The 23,297-nt window shown below is 55.2% G+C and carries 20 protein-coding genes and 1 tRNA gene; 9 read left to right on the plus strand and 12 right to left on the minus strand.

The window, feature by feature from the left end:
- Positions 1–65 precede the first annotated feature (65 nt).
- The gene (locus F1C16_RS07295) at positions 66–1,745 is read left to right on the plus strand and encodes a glycosyltransferase family 39 protein (RefSeq protein WP_185283671.1); all 1,680 of its coding nucleotides are present in this window, start codon (positions 66–68) and stop codon (positions 1,743–1,745) included.
- Between the two features lie 70 nt (positions 1,746–1,815).
- Here the strand turns inward: F1C16_RS07295 and F1C16_RS07300 are convergent, their stop codons facing one another.
- The 6 genes from F1C16_RS07300 to F1C16_RS07325 form a co-directional block, all read right to left on the minus strand.
- A complete protein-coding gene (locus F1C16_RS07300; protein WP_185283672.1) occupies positions 1,816–2,811 on the minus strand; it encodes a hypothetical protein in 996 nt (331 codons plus the stop codon).
- A gap of 902 nt (positions 2,812–3,713) precedes the next feature.
- Positions 3,714–4,850, minus strand: a complete 1,137-nt coding sequence (locus F1C16_RS07305; protein ID WP_185283673.1) for a tetratricopeptide repeat protein — start codon at positions 4,848–4,850, stop codon at positions 3,714–3,716.
- Between the two features lie 104 nt (positions 4,851–4,954).
- The gene (gene gyrA / locus F1C16_RS07310; protein WP_185283674.1) at positions 4,955–7,537 is read right to left on the minus strand and encodes a DNA gyrase subunit A; all 2,583 of its coding nucleotides are present in this window, start codon (positions 7,535–7,537) and stop codon (positions 4,955–4,957) included.
- A 127-nt stretch (positions 7,538–7,664) separates the two neighbouring features.
- Complete coding sequence (locus tag F1C16_RS07315; RefSeq protein ID WP_185283675.1) at positions 7,665–7,907, minus strand: hypothetical protein; 243 nt, start codon at positions 7,905–7,907, stop codon at positions 7,665–7,667.
- A 144-nt stretch (positions 7,908–8,051) separates the two neighbouring features.
- The gene (locus F1C16_RS07320; protein WP_185283676.1) at positions 8,052–8,624 is read right to left on the minus strand and encodes an MltR family transcriptional regulator; all 573 of its coding nucleotides are present in this window, start codon (positions 8,622–8,624) and stop codon (positions 8,052–8,054) included.
- Between the two features lie 72 nt (positions 8,625–8,696).
- A complete protein-coding gene (locus tag F1C16_RS07325) occupies positions 8,697–9,368 on the minus strand; it encodes an HD domain-containing protein (RefSeq protein WP_185283677.1) in 672 nt (223 codons plus the stop codon).
- A 359-nt stretch (positions 9,369–9,727) separates the two neighbouring features.
- Here F1C16_RS07325 and F1C16_RS07330 point away from each other — a divergent pair, with 359 nt between their 5' ends.
- From F1C16_RS07330 to F1C16_RS07340, 3 genes are all read left to right on the plus strand, one after another.
- Positions 9,728–10,060 carry a hypothetical protein gene (locus tag F1C16_RS07330; protein WP_185283678.1) on the plus strand — a complete coding sequence of 111 codons (333 nt, stop codon included), beginning with the start codon at positions 9,728–9,730 and terminating at the stop codon, positions 10,058–10,060.
- A gap of 312 nt (positions 10,061–10,372) precedes the next feature.
- Positions 10,373–10,639: a hypothetical protein gene (locus tag F1C16_RS07335; RefSeq protein WP_185283679.1), complete on the plus strand. Its 267-nt coding sequence runs from the start codon at positions 10,373–10,375 to the stop codon at positions 10,637–10,639.
- 256 nt (positions 10,640–10,895) lie between these two features.
- A complete protein-coding gene (locus F1C16_RS07340) occupies positions 10,896–11,741 on the plus strand; it encodes an alpha/beta fold hydrolase (RefSeq protein WP_258049054.1) in 846 nt (281 codons plus the stop codon).
- Between the two features lie 108 nt (positions 11,742–11,849).
- Here the strand turns inward: F1C16_RS07340 and F1C16_RS07345 are convergent, their stop codons facing one another.
- The 4 genes from F1C16_RS07345 to F1C16_RS07360 all read right to left on the minus strand — a co-directional run bounded on the left by F1C16_RS07345 (position 11,850) and on the right by F1C16_RS07360 (position 16,261).
- On the minus strand, positions 11,850–12,698 hold the full coding sequence (locus F1C16_RS07345; protein WP_185283680.1) for an alpha/beta fold hydrolase: 849 nt from the start codon (positions 12,696–12,698) through the stop codon (positions 11,850–11,852).
- Positions 12,699–13,041: 343 nt separating this feature from the next.
- Positions 13,042–13,114: transfer RNA gene (locus F1C16_RS07350), tRNA-Thr, on the minus strand.
- Between the two features lie 167 nt (positions 13,115–13,281).
- Positions 13,282–15,633, minus strand: coding sequence for a DUF349 domain-containing protein (locus F1C16_RS07355; protein WP_185283681.1), 2,352 nt, complete (start codon positions 15,631–15,633; stop codon positions 13,282–13,284).
- Positions 15,634–15,694: 61 nt separating this feature from the next.
- Complete coding sequence (locus F1C16_RS07360) at positions 15,695–16,261, minus strand: YqgE/AlgH family protein (RefSeq protein WP_185283682.1); 567 nt, start codon at positions 16,259–16,261, stop codon at positions 15,695–15,697.
- A 174-nt stretch (positions 16,262–16,435) separates the two neighbouring features.
- Between F1C16_RS07360 and pdxH the strand changes: the two genes are divergently transcribed.
- From pdxH to F1C16_RS07385, 5 genes are all read left to right on the plus strand, one after another.
- Entirely contained in the window at positions 16,436–17,086 is a 651-nt protein-coding gene (gene pdxH, locus F1C16_RS07365; RefSeq protein ID WP_185283683.1) for a pyridoxamine 5'-phosphate oxidase, read from the plus strand.
- A gap of 157 nt (positions 17,087–17,243) precedes the next feature.
- On the plus strand, positions 17,244–18,206 hold the full coding sequence (locus F1C16_RS07370) for a glycosyltransferase family 2 protein (RefSeq protein ID WP_185283684.1): 963 nt from the start codon (positions 17,244–17,246) through the stop codon (positions 18,204–18,206).
- Between the two features lie 39 nt (positions 18,207–18,245).
- The gene (gene rffA, locus F1C16_RS07375) at positions 18,246–19,397 is read left to right on the plus strand and encodes a dTDP-4-amino-4,6-dideoxygalactose transaminase (RefSeq protein ID WP_185283685.1); all 1,152 of its coding nucleotides are present in this window, start codon (positions 18,246–18,248) and stop codon (positions 19,395–19,397) included.
- 88 nt (positions 19,398–19,485) lie between these two features.
- The gene (locus F1C16_RS07380; protein ID WP_185283686.1) at positions 19,486–20,802 is read left to right on the plus strand and encodes a DUF1015 domain-containing protein; all 1,317 of its coding nucleotides are present in this window, start codon (positions 19,486–19,488) and stop codon (positions 20,800–20,802) included.
- Complete coding sequence (locus tag F1C16_RS07385; protein WP_185283687.1) at positions 20,771–21,376, plus strand: Maf family nucleotide pyrophosphatase; 606 nt, start codon at positions 20,771–20,773, stop codon at positions 21,374–21,376. Before F1C16_RS07380 ends, F1C16_RS07385 begins: the two co-directional genes overlap by 32 nt.
- 142 nt (positions 21,377–21,518) lie before the next feature.
- Here F1C16_RS07385 and F1C16_RS07390 read toward each other — a convergent pair whose 3' ends face one another.
- Together F1C16_RS07390 and F1C16_RS07395 are read right to left on the minus strand one after the other, a co-directional pair.
- Positions 21,519–21,929 carry a DUF4259 domain-containing protein gene (locus F1C16_RS07390; RefSeq protein WP_185283688.1) on the minus strand — a complete coding sequence of 137 codons (411 nt, stop codon included), beginning with the start codon at positions 21,927–21,929 and terminating at the stop codon, positions 21,519–21,521.
- A gap of 99 nt (positions 21,930–22,028) precedes the next feature.
- A complete protein-coding gene (locus F1C16_RS07395; protein WP_185283689.1) occupies positions 22,029–23,195 on the minus strand; it encodes an MFS transporter in 1,167 nt (388 codons plus the stop codon).
- Positions 23,196–23,297: the final 102 nt, after the last annotated feature.

Below are 23,297 nucleotides of genomic sequence, written 5' to 3' on the forward strand. Positions count from 1 at the left end.
ATAGTTCCATTATGTTGTTCTGCCGGCCTGCGTTGCGCGTGGGGCGGCACTCTCACTACTTCAGTATGTTGCCTACCTCTATTCTGCGTGCTGGCTGGTTCCGTACACTAACGGTGCTGGTCGTTTGCTTCTTCAGCTTTTTTCCCTACCTGGGTACGCCCAACGTGAGTCTGATGGAAGCCCGCAACTTTGTAGCTGCCCGCGAAATGGTAAACGGTGGCTCCTGGCTAATTCCTACCATGAATCTGGAACTGCGGCTGGCAAAGCCCCCACTGCCTACCTGGGCCGTGGCAACGGCCATGAAGCTTGCCGGTACAACCTCCAATCTGTTTGTGCTGCGCCTGCCAGCGGCCCTGATGGCTACGCTGTTGATACTCTTTTTCTGGGGGCTGGCCCGCGAGCTAACCCGGCGTCTACCCACCGAGACCGACGAGCCTGGGCGCACTGCTTGGTTGGGGGCCTTGGTGCTGGCTAGCAGTCTGCTTATCATTACCAGTGGGCGGGAAGGGCAGTGGGACATCTTCTCGAATAGCTTTATGGTAGGCACGCTCTGGCTGCTTACGCGGGGGTGGAACAGTGCCGGGCGGGGGTATGGGTGGTTTGCTGCGGCTGGGGTTACCCTGGGTGCCAGTATGCTCAGCAAGGGACCCGTAGCTCCCTACGCAATGTTGTTGCCCTACGTAGCATGTTACCTGTCGCGCCTGAACCCGTGGCGGGCTACCGTGCGGGCACATTGGCAGGGAACTGCGCTAGCGGCTGTGCTGGGGCTGGGTATTGGGTTGTCATGGCCGTTGTATGTATACAGTCATGTGCCGGCGGCCGTGCTGGCCGTGGCGCAAGTCGAAACCACCTCCTGGGGCGAGCGGCACGTACAGCCCCCGTGGTACTACCTCAACTTTCCGGTGTTTTCGGGTATCTGGACCCTCGTGGCCTTGGTAGCGCTGTATGTGCCCTATGCCCGACATCGGGCTGGTGCCTACGTGCCGTATCTGCTGTTGCTGGGGTGGCTGGTGACCAGCCTGGTGCTGCTGAGCCTAGTACCTGAGAAAAAAGAACGCTACATGCTACCCCTGTTGCCGCCCATAGCATTATTGATAGCAGGAATGCTGCGCTATCTGGAAACTGCTTTTCAAAGGCCTACAACCGTATTGCCTACCGAGCGCCGGTTGGTGCGGGCGTGGACCGTGGTATTGGTGGTCGTGTGCGCACTAGCTCCGCTCGCCATGATGGTGGTACGCCTACCCGGCTTCGGTCCGAATACCCTACGTTTTGTGGCAGTAGTGGTCGTATTAGGTAGCGTTGCTGTTGTCGCTATCCGGCAGGGGTGGCAGCACCTGCGCCCGACAGCGCTCATGGCTACCTCCCTCACGGCCATGGCGGCACTGTTGGCCTTATTGCTGCCGGCGTATCCGCGATGGGAGGGGCGGCGGGATGAGCAGGGTCTACGCCATTTAGTTGACGTGCGGCGGCAGCCTACCCTTCGAAAGCTACCCTGGTATAGTATGGGGGAGGTGCCAGTCAAGCAAATATGGATGATTGGTGAGCCCATGCCCGATATCTCCGACGATACGTTGCATACCCTGTCCCGTCTGCCGGTAGTGGTTCTCTCCGACGAACCGTACGACGACGAAGATCTGCCCCAGGCCTGGCAGGCGTCCGTCGATGCGATGCCTTCCGATAGTTTCTACTTGGGTCGGGACCGGGGCGCCGGTATCTGGTATTACACAGTACTGCGCCGAAAATAAACCCAACGCGACTAGGTAGCACACTCCGCTACCTAGTCGCGTTGGGTAATGGGTTTACAATGTAGTTGAGCTAAGCAGAAAGTTGCTTGCGTATCTTCTCCAAAAGGATAGATACGATTGCTAGATCCTGCGCATCCTGAATAAGCAGTTGAGTTTCAATTCCCGGCCCGCTAATATGGATGGAGTAGCTCGTGCTGCTACTACTAACGGCCGGGGCCGGTGGAGGGGTAGTCGCCTTTGTAGCGGTGGGGGTGGCCACGGGTGGTGGCGTTACAGGAATAGGGGAAACACGCTGCGCAATCGGTGGGTTTTCTAAGGTCTCAGTTGCTGGAGTATCATCTTGCTCTGATTCGTCATGATCTAAATCATCGGTGTCTAAGCCAAAGAGGGCCGAGACAGCATCGCCGCCTCGTAAGGGGGGAGCCGGTGGCACAAAAGCAGGAGTGGGGGATATACCATTGGTATAAGTGGTAGGAGTAGAGGTAGACTCGGCCTCCGGTAGACTTGCAGTGTTGGTAGTAGGAGTAGCAAATAGATTAGTGGGCATCTCCGTGCTGGCTAGCTGCCGACGTGGAGTCTGTTGATTTGCTAATTGATCTACGTCGGCGATTACATTGCGCTCATCCAGGATGTCTACCATACGTGCTCCCTCCACAAAGGCTTTGGCCACGTTCTGCGCGTTGATCTCCTCTACGCCGAACTCCCGAATCAGCATAACGTCGAACATATGTACCGGTAATTCCCTGTTACGGAATTTGCGACATATCTGCATGAACAACGGTGGATGCAGAAATGCTTCCCTATGATAGATCTTCTCCTCGTATTTATCATAAGCATGCTTAATACGGCGGTATAGATTGGTTGTGGTGAGAATCTCCCGCTTACTAGTAAGCAAACCAAACTTTACGGCAGAGCCAATAATGGCTTTATAAGAACCACTGACTTTACGATCCAGCTTCTTTGCACTTGTTTCAATAGCGCACTTGCCACCAGTATCATCTACAACTTCAGCTACTTCCCAAGCACTAGCATAGGTAGTGCGAGGATAGTCTATGGTCTTTGGCATAAAAGGGGAAGATTATGGAGGTCGGTTTTCTGTAGCAAGTATATACAATAAAAGCATATAAAAGTAGTATAAAGCATAAAATAGCTATACCAAATTATATTATTTTATACTTTTTATTACTTTATAGTACATGTATTGGCATTATTAATACTCTTATTTAATCTACTACCTATTGTCATTGTCTCTCTTTTAATTACTATCTATATAACCCCGGGGCCGGGGGCTAGGGCAGGGAGCTGTTCTTATAAAGCTACTTTACCTTGTTCCAATCACTCAACAATCGTGAGACGATAGTATGAAGGCTAGATTAAAGCTTCGTCTAGAACGAAGGAAAAGCGTCTTTAAACCATCTTAAGAAATATCGCTTAACACAGAAGAGTAACACGTAATAGGAGAGAGGTTTAAATTCATTTTCTAATTGCGCTACCTACGCTTTTTTAATCGCGTAGCTTATCTGCTCCTTATCTAATAATCAACTTATAAAATCGAGTCCACGAATAAACCTTTTGCTCTTAAAGCGAATAACAAAACAAATACTGCTCTTTTATAAGGTTATGGGAACTGTAGACGGCGTGCCGAATACTGCAAATACCAACTAGAGTTTTACAGTTATTCTCGATTATACTTAATGCTTACGCTGCCTCAACCGTACTTCACGGTTACCCGCATCAGTGGCACGTCAAACAGTGTGAACTTCACAAACTCTTAAGGCAGCCGGCCTATCAGATCTACAAGGGCGTTGATCTCTAACCGCTTTACTCGTCTCCCAAAAAAAGCAACTATCTATTTGTCTTATAATTTATATTATGTTAAGTAGAGTTTTCAAAAAACTACCCGAAGCGTATAAATGGCTTCGGGTAGCATCCCCTATCCTTTTGGATAAGGAGATTATTCCTCATACTCTATTTGCCTTCCAGCTTGGCGTTCAAACGGTCAGCATCTGCGTTGCGTCCCAACCGAACGTATACTTTTTGCAAGGGTACAATTACAGCCTTCTCTTCTGGCTGTAGTTCTAGCGCTTTCTCAAAGTATGGCAACGACTGCTGGAAGTACTTCTTGCCGTTTGCTTCTAAAGCCTTACCTGACTTCTGGTACGCTGCCAAATCCATTTTGCTGGCTTTGGTATACAACTCGGCTGCTTTGTTGTAGTAGTACACTCCCAAGTTGTACTGCGCATCGAAGTTGTTTGCGTCTAGTTCAATGGCCTTCTTATAAGCCGCTTCCGCCTGCTCAGGCTGCTTTAGCTTGTCGTATACCGAGCCAAGCACACTTTGTAGGTTGGAATTTTTTGGATCCAGTTCAATAGCGTGCTGTAGTTTGCTGATGGCTTCTTTATCCTTGCCAGCGGTAATCAACTGGTTCAGATCTTCCAGCACAAAGGTTTTGTTGTTCGGATACGCCTGCAAGCCGCTTTGTAGAAGCTTGTTGTACTCATTGGTATTGTTTTCCTGCCGGGCAATCTGCATCAACTGGCTGTACATGGTAGGCGATTTGTAGTTCATCGCCATCAGCTTGCCATAATTTTCCTTAGCGCCAGCCGTGTTCTCGTTGGCCAACGATGCATAAGCGGCATACAGATACGCCGTCGTATCCTGGGGGTTCATCTGCTGCGCCATCTTATACGACTTGATCGCCTCGTCGTAATTTTTGGCATTGTAGCTTTCTACACCAGCATTCAACGCCAAGCCATACAGACCCTGCATCTTCGCAGCCGCTTGTTTGCCATACTCACCGTCTTTGCCATCTAGCTCAATAGCTTTCTGGTACGACTCGTAAGCTATGTTCATACCCTCTCCAGCCTTTAGCGTTTTGCCGTAGATCGGGTTGCTGGTCATGGCGTCGTAAATCTCGCCGCGGGTGAACCAGGTTTTGGCTTTGTCTTTGGTTTTATCGTGGGCAATAGCCTTGTCTATTTCGGTGCGGGCCTTATCCAGCGTGCCTTGCTTTTGGTAGAGCAACGCGTTATTGACAGCCGAATTTTGAGCCGACGCAGTAGTTAGCGCAGCCGCAGCCACGAGGGTTAACACAAGTTTCTTCATGGTGTTCTTTGCGAAGAATAGGTAGAGAATGGGTGAATTCAGAATGTAAACTAACGCAAAACGGCAGAACCCATTGCCAGGTTCCGCCGTTTTAGCTCAGCTTTTTAGTTTGCGCTAAGCGCATCCGGATCGGTTAGCGAGGTTAGATCCGTTGTCGTAGAGTCCTCCGTTAGGCCCTCTCCGCCCCCATTACCCGGGGTGCCATTCGGCTCGGGTAGGCCGTCAACGGCATCCTCATCTTTATCCTCGGCGGCCACTTTGGCTACAGACGAAATCTCGTCACGCTCGTTGATTTTCAACAGACGCACCCCCTGCGTAGCCCGACCAATGGTCCGCAAGTCGGCCATCCGCAGGCGGATAGTAATCCCCGATTTGTTGATAATCATCAGATCATCGGTATCCGTCACGGCCTTGATGGCTACCAGCGCCCCGGTTTTGTCGGTAATCTTCATGGCGCGTACACCTTTACCGCCACGGTTGGTCGTGCGGTATTCCTCCAACTCCGAGCGTTTTCCGTAACCATTTTCGGAAACCACTAGCAGTTCCTGGGTCTGATCGGAGAGGCAAACCATGCCTACCACCTTGTCATTACCATCCTCAGCTAGCGAGATGCCGCGCACCCCAGCCGCGTTCCGGCCCATCGAGCGCACTTTCTCCTCGTCGAAACGCACGGCCCGGCCAGCGCTGGAGGCCAGAATCACCTGGCTGTTGCCGGTGGTGAGCTGCACATCTAGCAGTCGGTCGCCCTCATTGATGCTGATGGCGTTGATACCGGCGGTGCGAGGACGCGAGTAGGCTTCTAACGGCGTTTTCTTCACGGTGCCCTGCTCGGTGCAGAACATCAGGAAGGTATTTTCCAGGTAGTCGGGGTCGCGTAGGCCGCGCACGTTCAGCACAGAGCGCACGTTGTCTTCACGCGGAATCTCAATTAGGTTTTGAATCGGACGGCCTTTGGCCCCCTTCCCTCCTTCTGGTACTTCGTACACTTTCAGCCAGAACACGCGGCCGGCTTCGGTGAAGAACAGCAGGTATTCGTGAGTAGTCGCCACAAACAGGTGCTCCGTAAAGTCGTCCTGCTTGGTGGCAGCGCCGCGGGCGCCTACCCCTCCCCGCCCCTGCGAACGGTATTCGTCCAGGGCAGTACGCTTGATGTAGCCTTCGCGGGAGATGGTAATTACCATGCTCTCATCGGCAATCATATCCTCCATCGAGAAGTCGCCGCCAGCGTATTCGATTTCCGTGCGGCGCTTGTCGCCGTACCGCTCCCGAATATCGGTCAGCTCATCTTTGATGATTTGCCGCTGCAAGGCAGGTGAAGCCAATACTGATTTCAGGTAGTCGATCTGCTGCATCAGCTCCTCATACTCCTGCACAATCTTGTCACGCTCCAGCCCCGTCAGGCGCTGCAAGCGCATATCCAGAATGGCACGAGCCTGCACCTCACTCAGCTTGAAGCGTTCGATGAGTTGGCCACGGGCTACCTCACCGTCGCGGGAGCTACGAATCAGGGCAATCACCTCGTCGAGGTGGTCTAGGGCAATCAGCAGGCCTTCCAGGATATGGGCGCGCTTCTCCGCTTCGGCCAATTCGTAGCGGGTGCGACGCACCACCACTTCCTCGCGGTGCTCGATGAAGTACACAATCAGATCCTTCAGGTTCAGCGTCATGGGCCGGCCTTTCACCAGCGCCACGTTGTTGACCCCAAACGAGCTTTGCAGTTGGGTGTACTTATAGAGCTGATTCAGTACCACGTTGGGCATAGCGTCGCGCTTCACTTCGTACACCACCCGCATCCCCTCGCGGTTCGACTCGTCGCGAATGGCCGAAATGCCCTCGATTTTCTTGTCGTCAACCAGCGCCGCAGTTTTCTCCAGCATAGCGGCCTTATTCACCATGTAGGGAATCTCGGTCACCACAATCTGCTCGCGCCCCGAGGGTAGCGTTTCGATGTGCGCCTTGGCACGCATCACTACCCTACCCCGGCCAGTTTCGAAGGCCTGCTTGACGCCCTCGTAGCCGTAGATGATACCACCCGTTGGAAAGTCCGGGGCGATGATGTGCTCCATCAGCTCAGCAATGGTCACGTCCTCGTTGTCGAGGTAGGCTACAATGCCGTTCACTACCTCCGTGAGGTTGTGAGGAGCCATGTTAGTAGCCATACCCACGGCAATGCCCGAGGTGCCGTTCACCAACAGGTTCGGAAACTTGGCCGGCATCACCGACGGCTCCTCCAGGGAGTCGTCGAAGTTGGGCTGAAAGTCTACCGTGTCCTTGTCCAGGTCGCCCAGCAGCTCGTCGGAGAGGCGCTTGAGGCGGGCCTCGGTGTAACGCATAGCCGCTGCCGAGTCGCCGTCCACGGAACCGAAGTTCCCCTGGCCGTCTACCAGCGGGTAACGCAGGCTCCAATCCTGGGCCATGCGCACCATGGTATCGTACACGGAGGAGTCGCCGTGCGGGTGGTACTTACCCAGCACCTCGCCCACAATACGGGCGGATTTCTTGTAGGATTTGTTGTAGGAAACGCCCAGCTCCGACATGCCGTAGAGCACGCGGCGGTGCACGGGCTTCAGGCCGTCGCGCACGTCGGGCAGGGCCCGGGAGATGATAACCGACATCGAGTAATCGATGTAGGCACCACGCATCTCGTCTTCAATGTTAATCGGAATGATCTTTTCGCCTTCCGCCATAAGAGAACAAAGTCGGCCAGCGCAGGCCCTTACAGGGTCGCGCCGGCACCGGTGAATGTGTACTGCGTTAAGCTGGCAAGATACGAAAAAAAGGCCATTTTTTTCGGCTTGGCGGGCTTTCAGCAGCCTACTTCAACGGCTTGCTCTTATCGGCTTTGCGCTTGCCTGTCGTCTGCCGGTGCCACTTGATTTTCTCACCGATGGCAGGGTTCTGTTTCTTCCACAACGGCTGCCCGCGATACTTGGCGCCATCGTGCATGTGCACCTTACGGGTGTGGCAGGACGCAATAGGACACGTGCGGCAGCCGGCGGCTAGCAGCAGCACAAGTAACAGAAGATACAGGCGTGAGAAGGGGTAGCGAAGCGTCATGCGGCAAAGGTAGGCAGGTTACGCAGGGCGTGCGCAAAAGCCGGGCCGGGGTGTTGAGGGAATCGTCAACCTCTACTTCTAACTGAGCCACTTTATACAGGAGCTTATAGAGCTACACGCCACTCACGTGCTGAAGATACGTCATTATATTACTTGGTATTCGTAGTCATCCAAGCTAGATCCTGGCCATTTAACTTCCGTTAATCTTTGCTGAATCACGAAATTTGCTCTATCCTCTAATCGCGTTGACAGGAATTCAATAGCTAAGTTGAAGGATTCTCGTGCTTCAGTTAGCTCCCCTGCTCCTCCAAATAGACGGCCTTCCCCGATGAATAAATTATTCTTCAACTTTTTACTAAGCTTTGATATCTCTGGATCCTGAAAAGAAAAGTTCACCTCAAACCGATGCGCAAAATCGTTCCGAATTTTGCGGAAGATATGGCAGTCTTCATACTCATCTGCTGCAATAAGTCCTAGGGCATATGCTAGATTGATCCGACCACTAAGTGTAGTAAGTGGAGCATTTGTATCACGAAATAGACTTACTGTTTCTTTTCGATCTATCAGGAAGCTAATGAGGATGTGTTTTAAATTGTAATCCAACATGCTAGCAGCTAGAATAGCAGCATTTCGGTCACTGCCTTTAGTTATCTCCTCTAGGGCAGTTTGGTATTGATAACGATTAGATTCTTCGATAGGTCTTTGTCCAGGTTCCATAAGCTAAAGAACGATGTAAGGTTAAGCAACTAAGATATGATTACGATACTAGAAATAGTAAACCAACTCCCCCTACCCCGCATCCTCCCCTTCCCACTCGCGCAGAAACTGCGCCAGGAACTCTTCCATAAACCGCTGCCTACCCTCGGCCACGCGCTTAGCGGCGGGCGTATTCAGCCGCTCCCGCAGGTGCAGCAGCTTCTCGTAGAAGTGATTGATGGTGGGCGCGTCGTTTTTCTTGTAGCTCTCGAAGGAATCGTGCTGCACGGGCGGCACGGCGGGGTCGTGGAGTAGGCGACCTTTGTGTCCGCCGTAGGCAAAAGCCCGCGCCACGCCAATGGCCCCAATCGCGTCGAGGCGGTCGGCATCCTGCACCAAGGCTCCTTCCAGGGTGCTCATGGGGGTAGGCACACCCAACCCCTTGAAGCTGATTTCGCGGATGATGGTTTCTACAGGTTGGATAACCTCCTCGCCTACCCCCTGGTCAAGCAGCCACGTGCGGGCAGCACGGGGACCGGCCTCTTCATCGCCACCATGAAATTTCCAGTCTGCTATGTCGTGTAGTAAGGCGCCTAGTTCGGCAATAGTGGTATCGGCACCGGGTGTTTGGCGGGCCAGTGCCTGCGTGGTGCGCCACACGCGCTCAATGTGTGCCCAATCGTGGCCCGACCCTTCATGCAGAAATTTTTCTCGAACAAATGCGGCAGTATGGGAAATCAGAGTAGGCGCGGATGGTATGGACATAGCGTACGAGTGGTACTGGATGATACAGGCGGCAAAAGTACAGGACTCCTTAATAGAGTGCGTATCCAAACGACAATCAAAGGGTATTTCAATTCATATATTATAGAGTCGCGTGCAATAAACCATTGTGAAAATACAAAATATTTATTTTTGCATATATTATCTCCATAATATCCCATTATACAGCTATTTATTCTCAAATATGGAAACATTCACCTTATAGCGTTGACTCATTATCGCATAACTAGTTGATAGATAGAGACTGGAAGACACAGCAGGTAGGTGGCACAACAGTTGGCTTAGTACAGCACACTAGCAGTGACTTTGTTGTGTATCGGGTTACTTTACCAGTAATAGCTATGATTTCTCCCACCCATGTTAAAGAGTTTTTAGTTAGTCATTTTCCGGAATTAGCACCCGAATTGAACGTACCGGAAAACCAGCATTCACTTCCTCGTCAACTCCGAATCTTTGCCGTTTTCACCCAGCAAGCAGCAGAAGAAGGCAGCTTAACAACGTTGAAGGAATGCCTCGTAGTAGCGGATCTGCTGCGGGCGGAAGACGAGCAACTGGCTCATGCCATTCAGAACACATACCTGCGCGGACTGCATTTCAAGCAAAATGCATATTCAGCTCAACTGGCACGACTGCTGATGCCCACTCAACTCTACGCCGTTTTCGCCCGCAATTAAGCTCATTACCAACTTTGCCAACTGCTATTCGTTAGCTGCAGGAACTCCTACGTCTTCAGCTATGAAACCAAGCGAAATAGAACCCCGCCAGAATAGAGTTTTGTATATTCTGATGAGTGCTGTAGCACTCGCAGCTTTAGTATATGCTATTTGGCACCATTTACAGTAGATAATACACTATAATTACCTTTCTATAGTTATATAAATAACCATTCGCCATATATTGTATTTCAAATTTATGCTCTACGCCTGATTGAGCAGCAGATCGGCATACCATTTGACCATCGGAGTATTCTACTAACTGTTTACTCTATGGCTCACTCCTACTTTACTACCCTACCACCAGATTTACCGGTGGCTGAAATTACTGCCCGCCGCCGCCGCCAACGCCACGCCGAGTGGGGCGTTGCCGTTGCCCGTATGGGTGGTGCCCCCCTTGATGATACCATTATTGCCGGCTTACAAGCCTACATCAATGGCGTACTTTCTATCGAAGAGCTGGCCCGGATAGAATCTGAGCAGCAGCCTTCTCCTGCCTACCTGGCTACACTCACCCGCCACCGCCTGAGTGGGAGCTGAATGGATAGAAAAGCTACCGGCATCGCATTTACCAGGGGGTCAACTTCATCGTGAAGTTGGCCCCCTGGCGTTTTTATGGCTACTACAACCCGTCGTGCATCCTCACCCTCTAGTATAGCCCCACGACGGGAAAACATGTACTTTGTTGGGAAGAGCTTGTCTTATGCAAATAGTATTAGCAGCTTTAGTTCGATTCTCTTACAGATACGAATCTGCTTACTTCGCATCGTACGGTACGCTCAGATGAGTTTACACAATGCGCGCACACAAATATTTACCTCCTATGAATATTTTTTGTCGCCACCACGTCTGTTCTTATGGTGCTGGACCACGCCCCATTGTGTTTTCGCACGGGTTCGGAACTGATCAGCAGGTATGGCATTATGTAGCGCCTGCTTTCGCTGCACACTACCAGGTCGTACTGTTTGACCTGATGGGGGCTGGCGACTCCAATAAAGCAGCCTATGATTTCACTCGGTATCAGACCCTAGACGGCTACGTATCTGATCTACTGGAACTGATCCGTGCTTTGCAGATCCCTAAAGTGGTCTATGTAGGGCATTCCGTTAGTGGCATTATTGGGGTGCTCGCGGCCATTCGGGAACCCGCTTTGTTTGAACGACTGATCTTGCTGGCTGCTTCCCCTTGTTATCTTAATGACGGCGAGTACGCAGGCGGCTACGACCCAGCGGACATGGAAGAGCTTCTCGGGTTTCTGGATCGGGATTATCACGCTTGGAGCAGTAATGTGGTCCCAAACCTGGTAGGCGGCGATTTACGCCCGGATTTGGTGGACGAAGTATTGCAAAGTTTTTCCCGCGTAGACCCAGCTATTGCTCGGCAGTTTGCCCGCGCCACGTTTCTGTCTGATTACCGAAATATATTATCCCAGTTGCAAGTACCAGCGCTCATTCTTCAGTGCGCAGAGGATATTATAGCTCCCCCCAGTGTGGGCCACTACCTGCACCAGCATCTGCAAGGCAGTACCTTACAGATCCTGGACACCACGGGGCATTATCCTCATTTGAATGCACCTGTCGCTACTATTGCTCACATGGAACATTATTTAGCCTCTCTTCCTACCGCTTTCGCTTCCGCATAAAAAAGGTGGCTTTTTCTATACCCTGAGGCAAGACCAAATGATGTGCCCGTGCAGACCTCACCATTTAACTGGCCGGTAACACTACAGAACTTTCTCTTTCCGGCAGTGCTACCCCAGAAAAGCTTCTATGGCAGCAAGTGTCTCTAGTGGAGCACTTAAATGGGGGCAGTGTCCCGTTGCCTGCATAATCACGAGGGTGCCTTGGGGTAAGTGCCGTGATAAATAAGCGCCTACCTCCTCGGGAGCAGCTACATCTTGCTGACACTGCAAAATGAGCGTAGGCATACGCACACTGGGCACAACAGGACGAACATCCGTATAGAACGTTAAGCGCGCGAGGTTTTTCGTGATAAGATGGTCGGCCTGACAAAAGAAACCATTCAGTTGTTCGCCCAGCGTAGCGGGGTTTTGCGACCCGATTAGCAACGAAGCCAATAACGAAGCCCAACCATCATAATCCTGTTCCATTAGCGATAGGAGTTGGTCTACGTCTACCCGCTCGAACCCTCCGTAATAGCCTGGCTCATTGAGGTAACAAGGAGATGGCGCCAGCAATACCACCGACGACACCAAAGTAGGCGCATACGCAGCTGTTACCAGCGCAATGCTAGCCCCCACTGAGTGCCCAACGAGAATGATGCGCTGTAGTTGCAGTGCTTGGCAAATAGCTATAATATCTTCTACGTATCCTTGCAGAGTGCTATGACGCTGCGCGTCATATGCATCTGGCTGTGCATTTCCAGTACCCGGATAATCAAATAATACTAACTGGTAGCGGGTTCTGAGGCGAGGCGTGAGATACTGCCAGATTTCCTGGCTGCAACCCAAACCATTGCAGAACAACAGAGTTTCCTCTCCTTCTCCCTGTACGTGCACATTATAACGCCGTAGTAATTGCTCAGTAGCAGTGGAGGTAAGCCCCCTGTCATTCTCTGGGTTATTGGCGGGTATCGTCATAATCGAAAAAAGAACTTATCGTCATTTCACTACTCTTAACATATCCCAAAAGTACAATTAGATAAGTAAGTATCATGAAGAACCTCATTTTTTTGGGTGTAATTCCCATCGTTGGTTCGTGAAAACCCTGATGCACAATCCTACTCTATTCCAATAGTATTCCCACTCTGAAACTATTCACCTCTTGCCCACCTATCAAAAACAAGTAGAAGTACTATCGGCAGGTATATAAGCAGATCTATATCAGGAGAAGGACTCTATATGATGGCCTGTTTGGCTACCATCGAGCAGAATAAAAAAACGCCTTGCAAATCTTGATTTGCAAGGCGTTTTAGGAACCGTGAGCCCCCAGCCGGGATCGAACCAGCGACCTACTGATTACAAGTCAGTTGCTCTACCAGCTGAGCTATGGAGGCGTGTTGGTGGTGCAAAAGTAGCCATGCGGGGCTATTTTGCAAATAGTAGACGAATAATTTTACACTGCATACCTGTATCCTTCTCCATATCAACACCTTAAATTTTACAATAAAAATGGCCTGCTAGTGTAGCAGGCCATTTTTATTGTCTTTCTGTCAGCAGGAGACTAGCTGCGCACTACCTTCAGTTGCTTTTTCAACTGCTCGATACGAACTTTTGCCTCATCGATACGGCCTTGATACTCCCCGCGCAACTGATCGGCATTCTTTGAGCGGGCAAAGAAGTCGAGGTTGGTTTGCAGGGTAGCAATATCGTTTTCCAGCTCGTTGATTTCGCGGCGAAGCGTCTGCTCTTGCTTGTGCAGGGCCTGTTGCGAGTCGGGGCTGGCCTTCAGCCGCTCTACCTGCAATTGGAATAATAAGTTGGCACGCTCCGAATAGCTCACCCCAGGTACGGCATCCAGGTATTGCCCCATCAGAGACTGAAATTTCTCCTCGGCGCGGTCGGCACCACGGCCACCGCTGGCTCCGGCCTGCGTGCGCCATTCAGCAGCTTGCTGGCGGAAGCCTTCGAGCGTGCCCGGTGCTTCGGGAGTGAGCAGTGCAATGCTTTCCTCCAACTGATCGAGGTAGGCCGACTGCTCCTGCGACACTTGCTGCTGCTGTTGCTGACGCTGGCGGCTTTCCTCGTGCTTGCGCTCGAAGAATGCGTCGCAGGCCGTACGGAAGCGGTTCCAGATTTTGTCCGACTGTTTCTCGGGCACACGACCCACCGTCTTCCACTCCTTTTGAAGTCGGATTACGATTTCCCTACCCTCTTCCCAGTTAGGATTAGCCAGAGCGGCTTCGGCCTGCTCGCACATTTCCTGCTTGCGCTTCAGGTTGGCGTTCTTCTCCTCGTCCATGGCCTTGAAGAACTGATTCTTGCGCTGGAAGAAGCCCTTATAGCCCGCCCAAAATTGCTTGTTGATGGCCTCGGCCTGCTGTCGGGGTACAAGCCCAGTGGCGTCCCATTCTTCTTTGAGTTTTTGCAGCTCATCGGTTTTGGCGCGCCATTCATTTACTCGTTCCGTCTGGAAATCAGCCAGCGGTTGCAGGCGCTCTAATAGGGCTTGCTTACGTGTCAGGTTCTCTTTTTCCTGCGTGCCGCGGGCGTCCAGAAGTTCCTGCTTACGGGCGTGTACTTGCTCTGAGGCCGTTAGGAAACGAGCCCACAGTGGCTCGCGCTGCTCATTGGGCACGGGCCCAATGTTTTTCCACTCCTCGTGCAGCAGCCGTAGCTCTTGTAGGGCTTTGTTGACGTTGGACTGTGCGCTTAGGCCTTCGGCCCGCACAATCAGAGCTTCTTTGGCCTCTTGGTTGCGGCGACGGTCCAGCTCCTTCATCTCGAAGAAAAGGCCGCGGTTGTTGTAGTAAATATCAAGCAGCGCGTGGTAGTTATTCCACAGTTCCTGCGAGTCTTGCTGGGGCACAGGGCCAATGGCTTTCCAGTCGTTCTGCAAGGCCTTCAGACGAGCCGAGCTGTCTTTGGTTTCAGCCGATTCTACTAGCTGCCGGAGCTGGGCCAGTAGGTGTTGCTTGTGCGTGAGGTTACGGGCGCGCTCCTCATCTTCGGCCTTGGCATCACGGGCGCGGCTTTCGCGGAAATCTTGCACGGCTTTGCCCACTTCTGCATATCCCTCGGGGCCCAGGTAGGCGAAGGCGTCGGCGGGGTTGCCTTCGTCCACGAAGCGCTGTTGGGCAGCGGTGCGGTCGGCAGCTACGGCAGTTTCGTACTGGCGGTTGAAGTCGAAAATGCGCTTGCGGTTCTTACGGGCGCCCTTGTCGCGCAACAGGCCTAGCAGATAGGTACCTTGTTCGGGTAGGCTCAGAGAACTGAAATCGGGACCAGCGGCAGCAGAATCCTCAGATTCACTCGTTTCATCCGTAGTAGTATCAGCTTCCTCGGCTACAACGGATTCGCCACTCACGGGCGTTTCAGCGGAGGTAGAGAGCATCGCCACGCCTTCGGGAGCCTGCTCGATGGCCTCAGCCGAAGACAGCGACACGTGCGGCACGTGCTCTTCTATCTCCTTGATATCGGCAATGCCGTGCGGGGTAGTGGGTTCTTCGGTGGCAACAGACGCAGCGGGCGCAGATGCGGTATCTGCCAGTGCTGCGTCGTTCTGGGCGCCTTCGTGCGCCTGGGCCCGCTGCTGCGAAGCCGAAATATCAGAAGCGGGCGGCGTGGTTTCCGGCTCCACATCGGCCGGCGACTCGGCGCTGCCAGGTGCGGGGGCCGGGGTGGCGTCGGGCTCTGGTTCGGCGGTGCCGGCACCAGGCGGCGTACCCTCGGGCAGCGCAGGCGTACCTTGGGCGGGTCGCTCCTGAATTTGCTCGGTTTCCGAGTCGGCGTTAGGTGTGGTGGTGGGCTGCTTCTGGGCGCTGATTTCGGCCAGGCGGCGCTCCAGAATGCTCTGCGGGGTTTCCGCGGCATTCTCGGGGCTCTGAGGGGCGGTGTTGGGGTTCTCGGGTTGCATACGATTCAAACAAAAAGTCGGCGGCTTGGGTGGGCGCCGGCGCGGCACATGACCAACTGATTTAGTTCAGGCGAGGATCGACGGGGTAATTGGACAGCATCCGGTAGCGGCCCCCTTTCTCCCGCAAAATAGCTTGCCAGAAGGCATCATTATCCAAAGTAAATACTTTCCCGGCAGCATTAGGGTGCACGATCCAAACATTTTCCCGCACCTCCTCGCGCAGCTGCCCCGCCGTCCAGCCCGAATAGCCGGCGTAGAGCCGAATATCTGTGGGCGGCAGCACGCCGGTTTCCACCAGCCCAAGCAGTTGGCGGAAGTCGCCGCCCCAGTATACGCCGTCCCCCAAGGGTAGGGCATCGGGCAGGTCGGGCTGGCGGTGCAGGTAGTGCAGGGTATCGGGCTCTACGGGGCCACCCAGGTAGAGCGGCAGGGTAGCCACCACCGAGTCGTCGGGGCCGGGCAGCTCTAGCACATCACCCAGGCGCAAGTTCGATAAGCGGTTGATGGTGAGTCCGAAAGATCCTTCTTCCTCATCGTGACGGCAGAGCAAAACTACGGAACGATCAAAGTTTGGGTCACCTAGAAAAGGCTGGGAAATCAGGAGGCTGCTGGTGCGTAGCTGAGGCATAGGACAATGAGTGAAAAGGGTAGCCGATAGGATAGTTAGGGAAATAGAAGGTCAATAAAGTACTTTTACTGGAAGTAAGACCGGAGGTTCGGCTGCTTCGCTCCGCTGCCTAGTGGCTGCCGGAAGTGGAGTAGTCCTTTTTCTTCGTTACGCATTCCTTTTTATTTCGCTGCCATGACCGACCAGGAACTTGCCGACCTGCGCCAGAGCTACTCCCAACGCACCCTTTCTGAAGCCGACGTACAACCCACACCCGTTCCTCAATTTCGGGCCTGGCTGGACGAGGCCCTGGCCGCCCACCTCGACGAGCCCACGGCCATGACGGTATCAACCGTCGGCCCAGACGGTCAGCCCTCGGCCCGCGTGGTGTTACTGAAAGGCCTACCCGACGACGCCACCTTTTTATTCTACACCAACTACGACTCACGCAAGGGCCAGGAGTTAGCCGCGCAGCCGCGGGCAGCGCTTACATTTTTCTGGCCCGGCCTGGAACGCCAGGTGCGCGTGGAAGGCCGCATTGAAAAAGCGCCGGAAACTATGTCAACGGAGTATTTCCAGAGCCGGCCGCGCGGCAGCCAGGTAGGCGCCTGGGCCTCGCCCCAAAGCCAGCCCATTGCCGACCGGGAGACGCTGGAGGCCCGGGAGCACGAGGTAGAGTCGCAGTTTGCTGGGCAAGATCCCCTACCCCGCCCCCCGCACTGGGGCGGCTATCTGCTCCGTCCTACGCGGGTGGAATTCTGGCAGGGCCGCCCCTCCCGCCTCCACGACCGCATTGTGTATGAACAGGCCGGCGACACCTGGCGTTTGAGCCGTTTGGCACCGTAAGAGTCATCTGGCAGCTAGCTTTGCTTTGTCATCCTGAGCGGAGCGAAGGATCTTCTCACGGTAGAACCAGTCGTTGTTACGCCTCTCGTTCATGCGTGAGAATGTCCTTCGCAAGCTCAGGATGACAAGCGTTTTCTAACTCCCCACCTCACCCCCCATGCCTCCCATCGGTCACGATCCGCCAGTGCCCCATCTCTCCATTGTCAGCCCGGTGTATCGGGCCGAGGCGATGCTGGTGGAACTGGTGGAACGCATTGTGGCCAGTGTGCAGCCAATTACGGAGAGTTTCGAAATTATCTTGGTGGATGACCGCAGCCCGGACAACTCCTGGCCAGTGATTGAGCAACTCATGCGCCAGGACCACCGCGTGCGCGGGGTGCGCTTGAGCCGCAACTTTGGGCAGCACCGCGCCATCACAGCCGGCCTCGACTACAGCCGCGGCGAGTGGGTGGTGGTGCTCGACTGCGACTTGCAGGACCGCCCCGAGGAAATCCCTACCCTCTACAGCCAGGCGCAACAAGGATATGAACTGGTGCTGGCCCGGCGCCACCAACGGCAGGATAGTTGGGTGCAAAAAGCCTTGTCGCGGCTGTTCTACGCCACGCTGGCCTACCTCACCGATACGCCTCAGGACCGTACGCTGGCGAATTTTGGCCTCTACCACCGCAAAGTGGTGGACGCCATCGGGCAGATGCGCGAGAGTGCGCGCTACCTGCCTACCATGGCCCGCTGGGTAGGGTTTCGGGCCGCTACGGTGAATGTCATCCACGCCGAGCGAGCCAGCGGCGCCACCGGCTACAGCTTCCGCAAGCGGTTGCATTTAGCCCTGGACGTGATGCTGGCCTATTCCGATAAACCCCTGCGCCTAACCGTGCAGCTGGGCCTGCTGATTTCGAGCACGGCGTTTCTGGCGGTGCTCTACAAGCTGGTGCGCTACTGGCTGGGACAAATTACGGTACTCGGCTACGCCAGCCTGATTATTTCCATCTGGTTTTTTTCGGGTCTACTACTCAGCGTGTTGGGCATAGTAGGGCTGTACGTGGGCAAAACGTTTGATGGCGTGAAGAACCGCCCGCTCTATATCGTCGATGAGGCCCCTGCTACCCCACCGCGCGCGTAATCCCTGCGGGCTGTACCTTTGCCGAAGTTCCTGCCGCGCATGTCCGTTTCGCCTATCCCGTTCAGCAAGCCTTATTTATCCGGTCGCGAGTTCCAGTATATGGAGCAGGCCGTGCGCTCGGGCAAGATTTCCGGCGACGGACTATTCACCCGAAAATGCCACGCTTTTTTTGAGCAGGAACTAGGTTTTCAGAAAGCCTTGCTGACCTCCTCTGCCACCGACGCGTTGGAAATGGCGGCGCTGCTGCTCGATATTCAGCCCGGCGATGAGGTGCTGGTACCCTCCTACACGTTCGTGTCGACGGCCAACGCGTTTGTGCTGCGGGGGGCGCGCATCGTGTTCGTAGACAGCACCCCAGAGAATCCTAACCTCGACGTTGCACAGCTAGAGACGCTCATTACCCCCCACACCCGCGCCATTGTACCGGTGCACTACGCCGGTATTGCCTGCGACATGGACGTGCTGCTGGCCGTAGCCGCCCGGCACAACTTGGCCGTGGTGGAAGACGCCGCCCAGGCCATCGACAGCTTTCACCGGGGTAGGCCGCTCGGCACGCTCGGTACGCTGGGGGCTTTCTCCTTTCACGAAGCCAAGAATATTATAGCTGGCGAGGGTGGTTTGCTGACCGTGAACGACCCGCAGTTGGTGCGGAGGGCTGAAATAATCCGGGAAAAGGGCACTGATCGAGCAGCGTTTTTTCGGGGCGAAGTAGACAAGTACACGTGGCTGGAGCCAGGCTCGTCGTTCTTACCCTCCGACCTCACGGCCGCCTTCCTGTGGGCGCAACTGGAGAGCATGACACGCATCCAGCAACGGCGCCACGTGCTATGGCAGCGCTACGATGACGCCCTCCGTGGCCCGCTGGCGGCCCGGCAAGTGGGCCTACCCGTTATCCCCGGATATGCGACCAATAACGCCCACATGTACTACCTCACGTGCCGCTCCCTGGCCGAGCGCACGGCCCTGATCGAGCACCTGGCCCGGCAACAGGTGCTACTGGTGTTTCACTACCTTTCCCTGCACCGCAGCCCCTACTACGCGCCCTACCACGACGGCCGCACCCTCCCCTGGGCCGACTATTATACCGACCACCTGGTGCGCCTACCCCTCTACTATGAGTTGGCCGAAGCGGACCAGGACCGGATTATAGATGCTATTCTGGAATTTTATGCTGTATGGGATAAGAGCTAAAGCTAGCTCCCCTCCTTGAAAAAGCAGGGGAGCTAATTCTACTAACTCTAGCTCTACTAACTTTCCTTTCACTTACAACCTCACCTACTTGGCTGAAATTCAACCCGTACGCGGCTGGCGGTATGCGCCCGCTTTGAGTCAGCAGATTGACGACTACGTATCGCCGCTGTTTGATGTGGTGTCGGCGCGACAGCGCGAAGCGCTGTACCGCAATCCGCTCAACAGCCTGCACCTGACCGTACCCCGCGGCGACGATCCGGCTGCTGAGGCCCTGGTGCGCCTGCGGGAGTGGCAGCAGCAGGGCGTGCTGACTCAGGATGTGCTGCCGGGCATCTACGTATACTACCAGTATTTTCGGCTGCCAGGCAACCCCGGCTACGAGTATTGCCGCAAGGGCTTTATGTGCCACATTCGGGCCTACAACTGGGCCGATAACGTGGTATTGCGGCACGAGAACACCCTACCCTCTTCGGTGAACGACCGCGCCGAGCTGCTCAGCCGCTTGCAGCTGCAAACCAGCGCCACCCACGGCCTTTACCGCGACGATGCCCACGAGCTGGAACGCTACCTCGACGAGGCCATCCAGGACCCGCTCTACCAGACCGAGGAGGACTACCAAGGTGCCCGCGACGTGCTGGCCGTAATTCAGGACCGCCGCGTGATTCAGCGTTTTCAGCAACTACTGGCCGATAAACAGGTGATTCTGGCCGATGGTCACCACCGCTACGAAGGCTCCCTGGCCTACCGCCAGGCCCGCCGCGCCGCCGCCGGCGACGCCTACACCGGCCAGGAACCGTGGAATTACCACTTGATGTACCTGACCAACGCCGCTGCCGATGACCTGCGCATCCTGCCTACCCATCGCCTGCTGCTGGAGTTACCCGGCAACCTGACGGCGGAGGAATTTCTAGCCCGCCTGACGCCCTACTTTACGGTACTACCCCAGGACGACCCCTACTGCCTGCCCGAGCTGATTGCCGGCAAGCCCTGGGCCTTCGGGTTATACCTCGATGGGCAGTCCTACAAAATCCGGCTGCGGCCCGAGGTACACGCCCAGCTCGACTGGCCCACCACCCCTGAGGTGAAAGCTCTCGACCTGACCGTGCTGCACTACTTCGTGCTGGGTAAGGCGTTGGGGCTGGGCAATATGGACGCCCAGCGTACCTGGCCGGGCGTGGCCTACGTGCGCAACTTCCCCGAGTGCCTTACCCGCGTAGACCGGGGCGAAGCCCGCGCCGCCCTCATCACCAACGAGGTGACCATGCAGGCCGTGGAGCGCGTGTGCCACTCCGGGGCCGTGATGCCGCCCAAATCAACGTTTTTCTACCCCAAAACCATCGGAGGCTTCTTGTTCTCCTCCATTCGTGACGACGATGCCCATCACCCATTTGCTGCTTGCTTCTAACTCGCCCCGCCGTCGCCAGCTGCTCACCGAGCTGGGCCTACCCTACGAAATCCGCCTGAAGGAAGTAGACGAGGAGTTTCCGCCCCACCTGCAACGCGCCGCGGTAGCCGAGTTCTTGGCTGCCCGCAAAGCCGCCGCCTACCGCGAAGAGCTAGCCGAAAATGAAGTAATTCTCACCGCCGACACCATCGTCTGCCTCGACGAGGACGTGCTCAACAAGCCCGCCGACGCGGCCGAGGCCGTGCAGATGCTCACACGCCTGCAAGGCCGCACCCACGACGTGTTCACCGGCGTGTGCTTGCTTACCGGCGACGGCCGCCAAGTGGTTTTCTCCGACCAAACGCGCGTGACGTTCCGCCCACTGTCTTTGGCTGAAATTGAGTTTTACGTGAAGCGCTATCAACCATTGGACAAAGCTGGCGCTTACGGTGCCCAGGACTGGATAGGCATGGTAGGCGTAACGCGCCTAGAGGGTTCCTACTTCAACGTGATGGGGTTGCCCGTGCACAGGGTATGGGCGGAGTTGGAACAATTGCTAGGGGACGACTTTGCGAGTTTATTGGGTAAGAAGTAGAATAAAATAGTTTGTCCTCCTGAGCAGCGCGAAGGACCTTCTGCCCGTAGAACGACAAGCGTAATAACGACTCGTTCTCACGTGATAAGGTCCTTCGCGCTGCTCAGGAGGACAAACTATTTTATTCTACTTCTTACCTATTTTACTCCACCGGCTCTGCCTTCAGCCTACCCAGCAAATCTTGCTGAGCAGCTTCCCACGCAGCCAATTCGCTACCCTCAGCCCATTGCTCCTGCATTTCCGATTCTTTTAGCACCGACTCCACGGCGCGTAGCGCCAAGTCGGTTAGCTCGTCCTCGTCGCTTACGTCGAGGTGCTGGACTTTGGGGAGTAGGCCGGGCAGGAAGTCGGAGCCGGGGTGGCCGCGCCACGCTGCTACGATTTCGGCGGCTACTAGGGCCGCGGCGGCGGCGTCTACCTCTAGGTACTCATCCGCTTCGGCGGCGGGTACCAGGGCTTCTAGTAGCGTCACTTCGCTGCCTGTGTCCATAAATTCGCCGGCAAAATCTACGGCGTCGTCGTTGTCAAAGTTGAAATGGCCCCAGGCGCCCATAATGGTGAGTGGTGAAATTGTGAGTGGTGAATAAGGTACGGCTGCTTGATGCGAATCGTTCTTTCAATTCCAGTACTCACACCTTCTCCACTCACAACCTCACAATTGCTTTGCCCTCGTGGCGGCCCACGTTACGCACAGGCCCATTACGGCAATGAGGGAGTAGGACACGCGTAGGCTGGTAGCGCCGGCAACCAATCCAATCATGGGCGGCCCAATCAAAAAGCCTAGAAACCCGATAGTGGAGACGGACGCCAGCGCCATGCCCGGCGACATCACCTTGGACTTACCGGCCGCGCTGTACACCAGCGGCACCACCGCCGACACCCCAAAGCCGACCATCATGAACCCAATCAGGGCCGTAACGAGGGTAGGAAACCCGACGGCGACCAGCAGTCCTGCCGCCGTCAGCAGGCCGCTGAGTTGGATCATGCGGCGTGCGCCCAGGCGGCCGGTCAGCCAGTCGGCGCCGAAGCGACCCAGCGCCATAGTGCTCATAAAGGCCGTGTAGCCGGCCCCTACCCACGCGCCCGGCGCCTGCACCACTTTCTTGAAATACACCCCGCTCCAGTCGAACATGGCGCCCTCGCAGATCATGGCGCAGAAGGCAATCAGGCCCAGGCCCAGCAGCGGCCCATCGGGGCGCACGAAGATGGGCTGGTCGGTAGCCGTGTGCGTATCGCGTAGCAGCAGCTTGCCCTGGCTAAAGGCCCCTACGATGGCAATGAGGCCCACAATTACCAGAAAATGCCACAGCGGCACCACACCATGCCCACTCATAAACGTGCCAATGGCCGCGCCCACGAAGCCCGCCGTACTCCAGATACCGTGGAACGAGGCCATGATGTGCTGCCCTTCATACAGGCTTTCCACGCCCACCGCCTGAGTGTTCACGGCAATGTTCATCAAGTTACTGGCAAACCCAAACAGCACCAGGAAGGGTATTAGCAGGGCCGGCGTGGGCGCCCAGCCCAGCCCCACCAGGGCCAGGCAGTAGCCTGCCACGCCCAGCAGCAGCGTGCGTCGGCTACCCTGCTTAGCAATCAGCCAGCCCGAAAACGGCAGCGAAGGCAACTGCCCCAGCGGAATAGCCAGCAGCACCAGCCCCAGCGCCGTTTCGCTGAAGCCCATGCGCTGCTGCACAAACGGAATGCGCGAAGCCCAGCTGGCAAACACCAGCCCTGGCAAGAAAAACCACGTGGCCACGGCCGCCCGGTACACCCGGCGCGCCCGCGCCGCCGGAAAAGACGGAATACTCAACTCCATAACAGAACCCTCCTGAGCAGGGAACTATGTATTTCCCTGGCCGCAAAGGTAGGAACTCGTCTCGCATTGCAGCGGCCCTGGGCTTTCAGAAAAGCCGTTTTC

This window comes from Hymenobacter sp. NBH84 (assembly GCF_014217645.1).
Lineage (GTDB): Bacteria > Bacteroidota > Bacteroidia > Cytophagales > Hymenobacteraceae > Hymenobacter > Hymenobacter profundi.

Coding starts and splice junctions, on each gene's coding strand:
- F1C16_RS07390 (WP_185283688.1), bottom strand. CDS start 21,929: ATGGGCGCCTGGGGCCATTTCAACTTTGACAACGACGACGCCGTAGAT.
- F1C16_RS07330 (WP_185283678.1), top strand. CDS start 9,728: ATGATTTCTCCCACCCATGTTAAAGAGTTTTTAGTTAGTCATTTTCCG.
- F1C16_RS07335 (WP_185283679.1), top strand. CDS start 10,373: ATGGCTCACTCCTACTTTACTACCCTACCACCAGATTTACCGGTGGCT.
- F1C16_RS07320 (WP_185283676.1), bottom strand. CDS start 8,624: ATGGAACCTGGACAAAGACCTATCGAAGAATCTAATCGTTATCAATAC.
- F1C16_RS07315 (WP_185283675.1), bottom strand. CDS start 7,907: ATGACGCTTCGCTACCCCTTCTCACGCCTGTATCTTCTGTTACTTGTG.
- F1C16_RS07305 (WP_185283673.1), bottom strand. CDS start 4,850: ATGAAGAAACTTGTGTTAACCCTCGTGGCTGCGGCTGCGCTAACTACT.
- F1C16_RS07385 (WP_185283687.1), top strand. CDS start 20,771: ATGCCCATCACCCATTTGCTGCTTGCTTCTAACTCGCCCCGCCGTCGC.
- pdxH (WP_185283683.1), top strand. CDS start 16,436: ATGACCGACCAGGAACTTGCCGACCTGCGCCAGAGCTACTCCCAACGC.
- F1C16_RS07325 (WP_185283677.1), bottom strand. CDS start 9,368: ATGTCCATACCATCCGCGCCTACTCTGATTTCCCATACTGCCGCATTT.
- F1C16_RS07300 (WP_185283672.1), bottom strand. CDS start 2,811: ATGCCAAAGACCATAGACTATCCTCGCACTACCTATGCTAGTGCTTGG.
- F1C16_RS07395 (WP_185283689.1), bottom strand. CDS start 23,195: ATGGAGTTGAGTATTCCGTCTTTTCCGGCGGCGCGGGCGCGCCGGGTG.
- F1C16_RS07295 (WP_185283671.1), top strand. CDS start 66: ATGTTGCCTACCTCTATTCTGCGTGCTGGCTGGTTCCGTACACTAACG.
- F1C16_RS07360 (WP_185283682.1), bottom strand. CDS start 16,261: ATGCCTCAGCTACGCACCAGCAGCCTCCTGATTTCCCAGCCTTTTCTA.
- F1C16_RS07370 (WP_185283684.1), top strand. CDS start 17,244: ATGCCTCCCATCGGTCACGATCCGCCAGTGCCCCATCTCTCCATTGTC.
- rffA (WP_185283685.1), top strand. CDS start 18,246: ATGTCCGTTTCGCCTATCCCGTTCAGCAAGCCTTATTTATCCGGTCGC.
- gyrA (WP_185283674.1), bottom strand. CDS start 7,537: ATGGCGGAAGGCGAAAAGATCATTCCGATTAACATTGAAGACGAGATG.
- F1C16_RS07340 (WP_258049054.1), top strand. CDS start 10,896: ATGCGCGCACACAAATATTTACCTCCTATGAATATTTTTTGTCGCCAC.
- F1C16_RS07345 (WP_185283680.1), bottom strand. CDS start 12,698: ATGACGATACCCGCCAATAACCCAGAGAATGACAGGGGGCTTACCTCC.
- F1C16_RS07355 (WP_185283681.1), bottom strand. CDS start 15,633: ATGCAACCCGAGAACCCCAACACCGCCCCTCAGAGCCCCGAGAATGCC.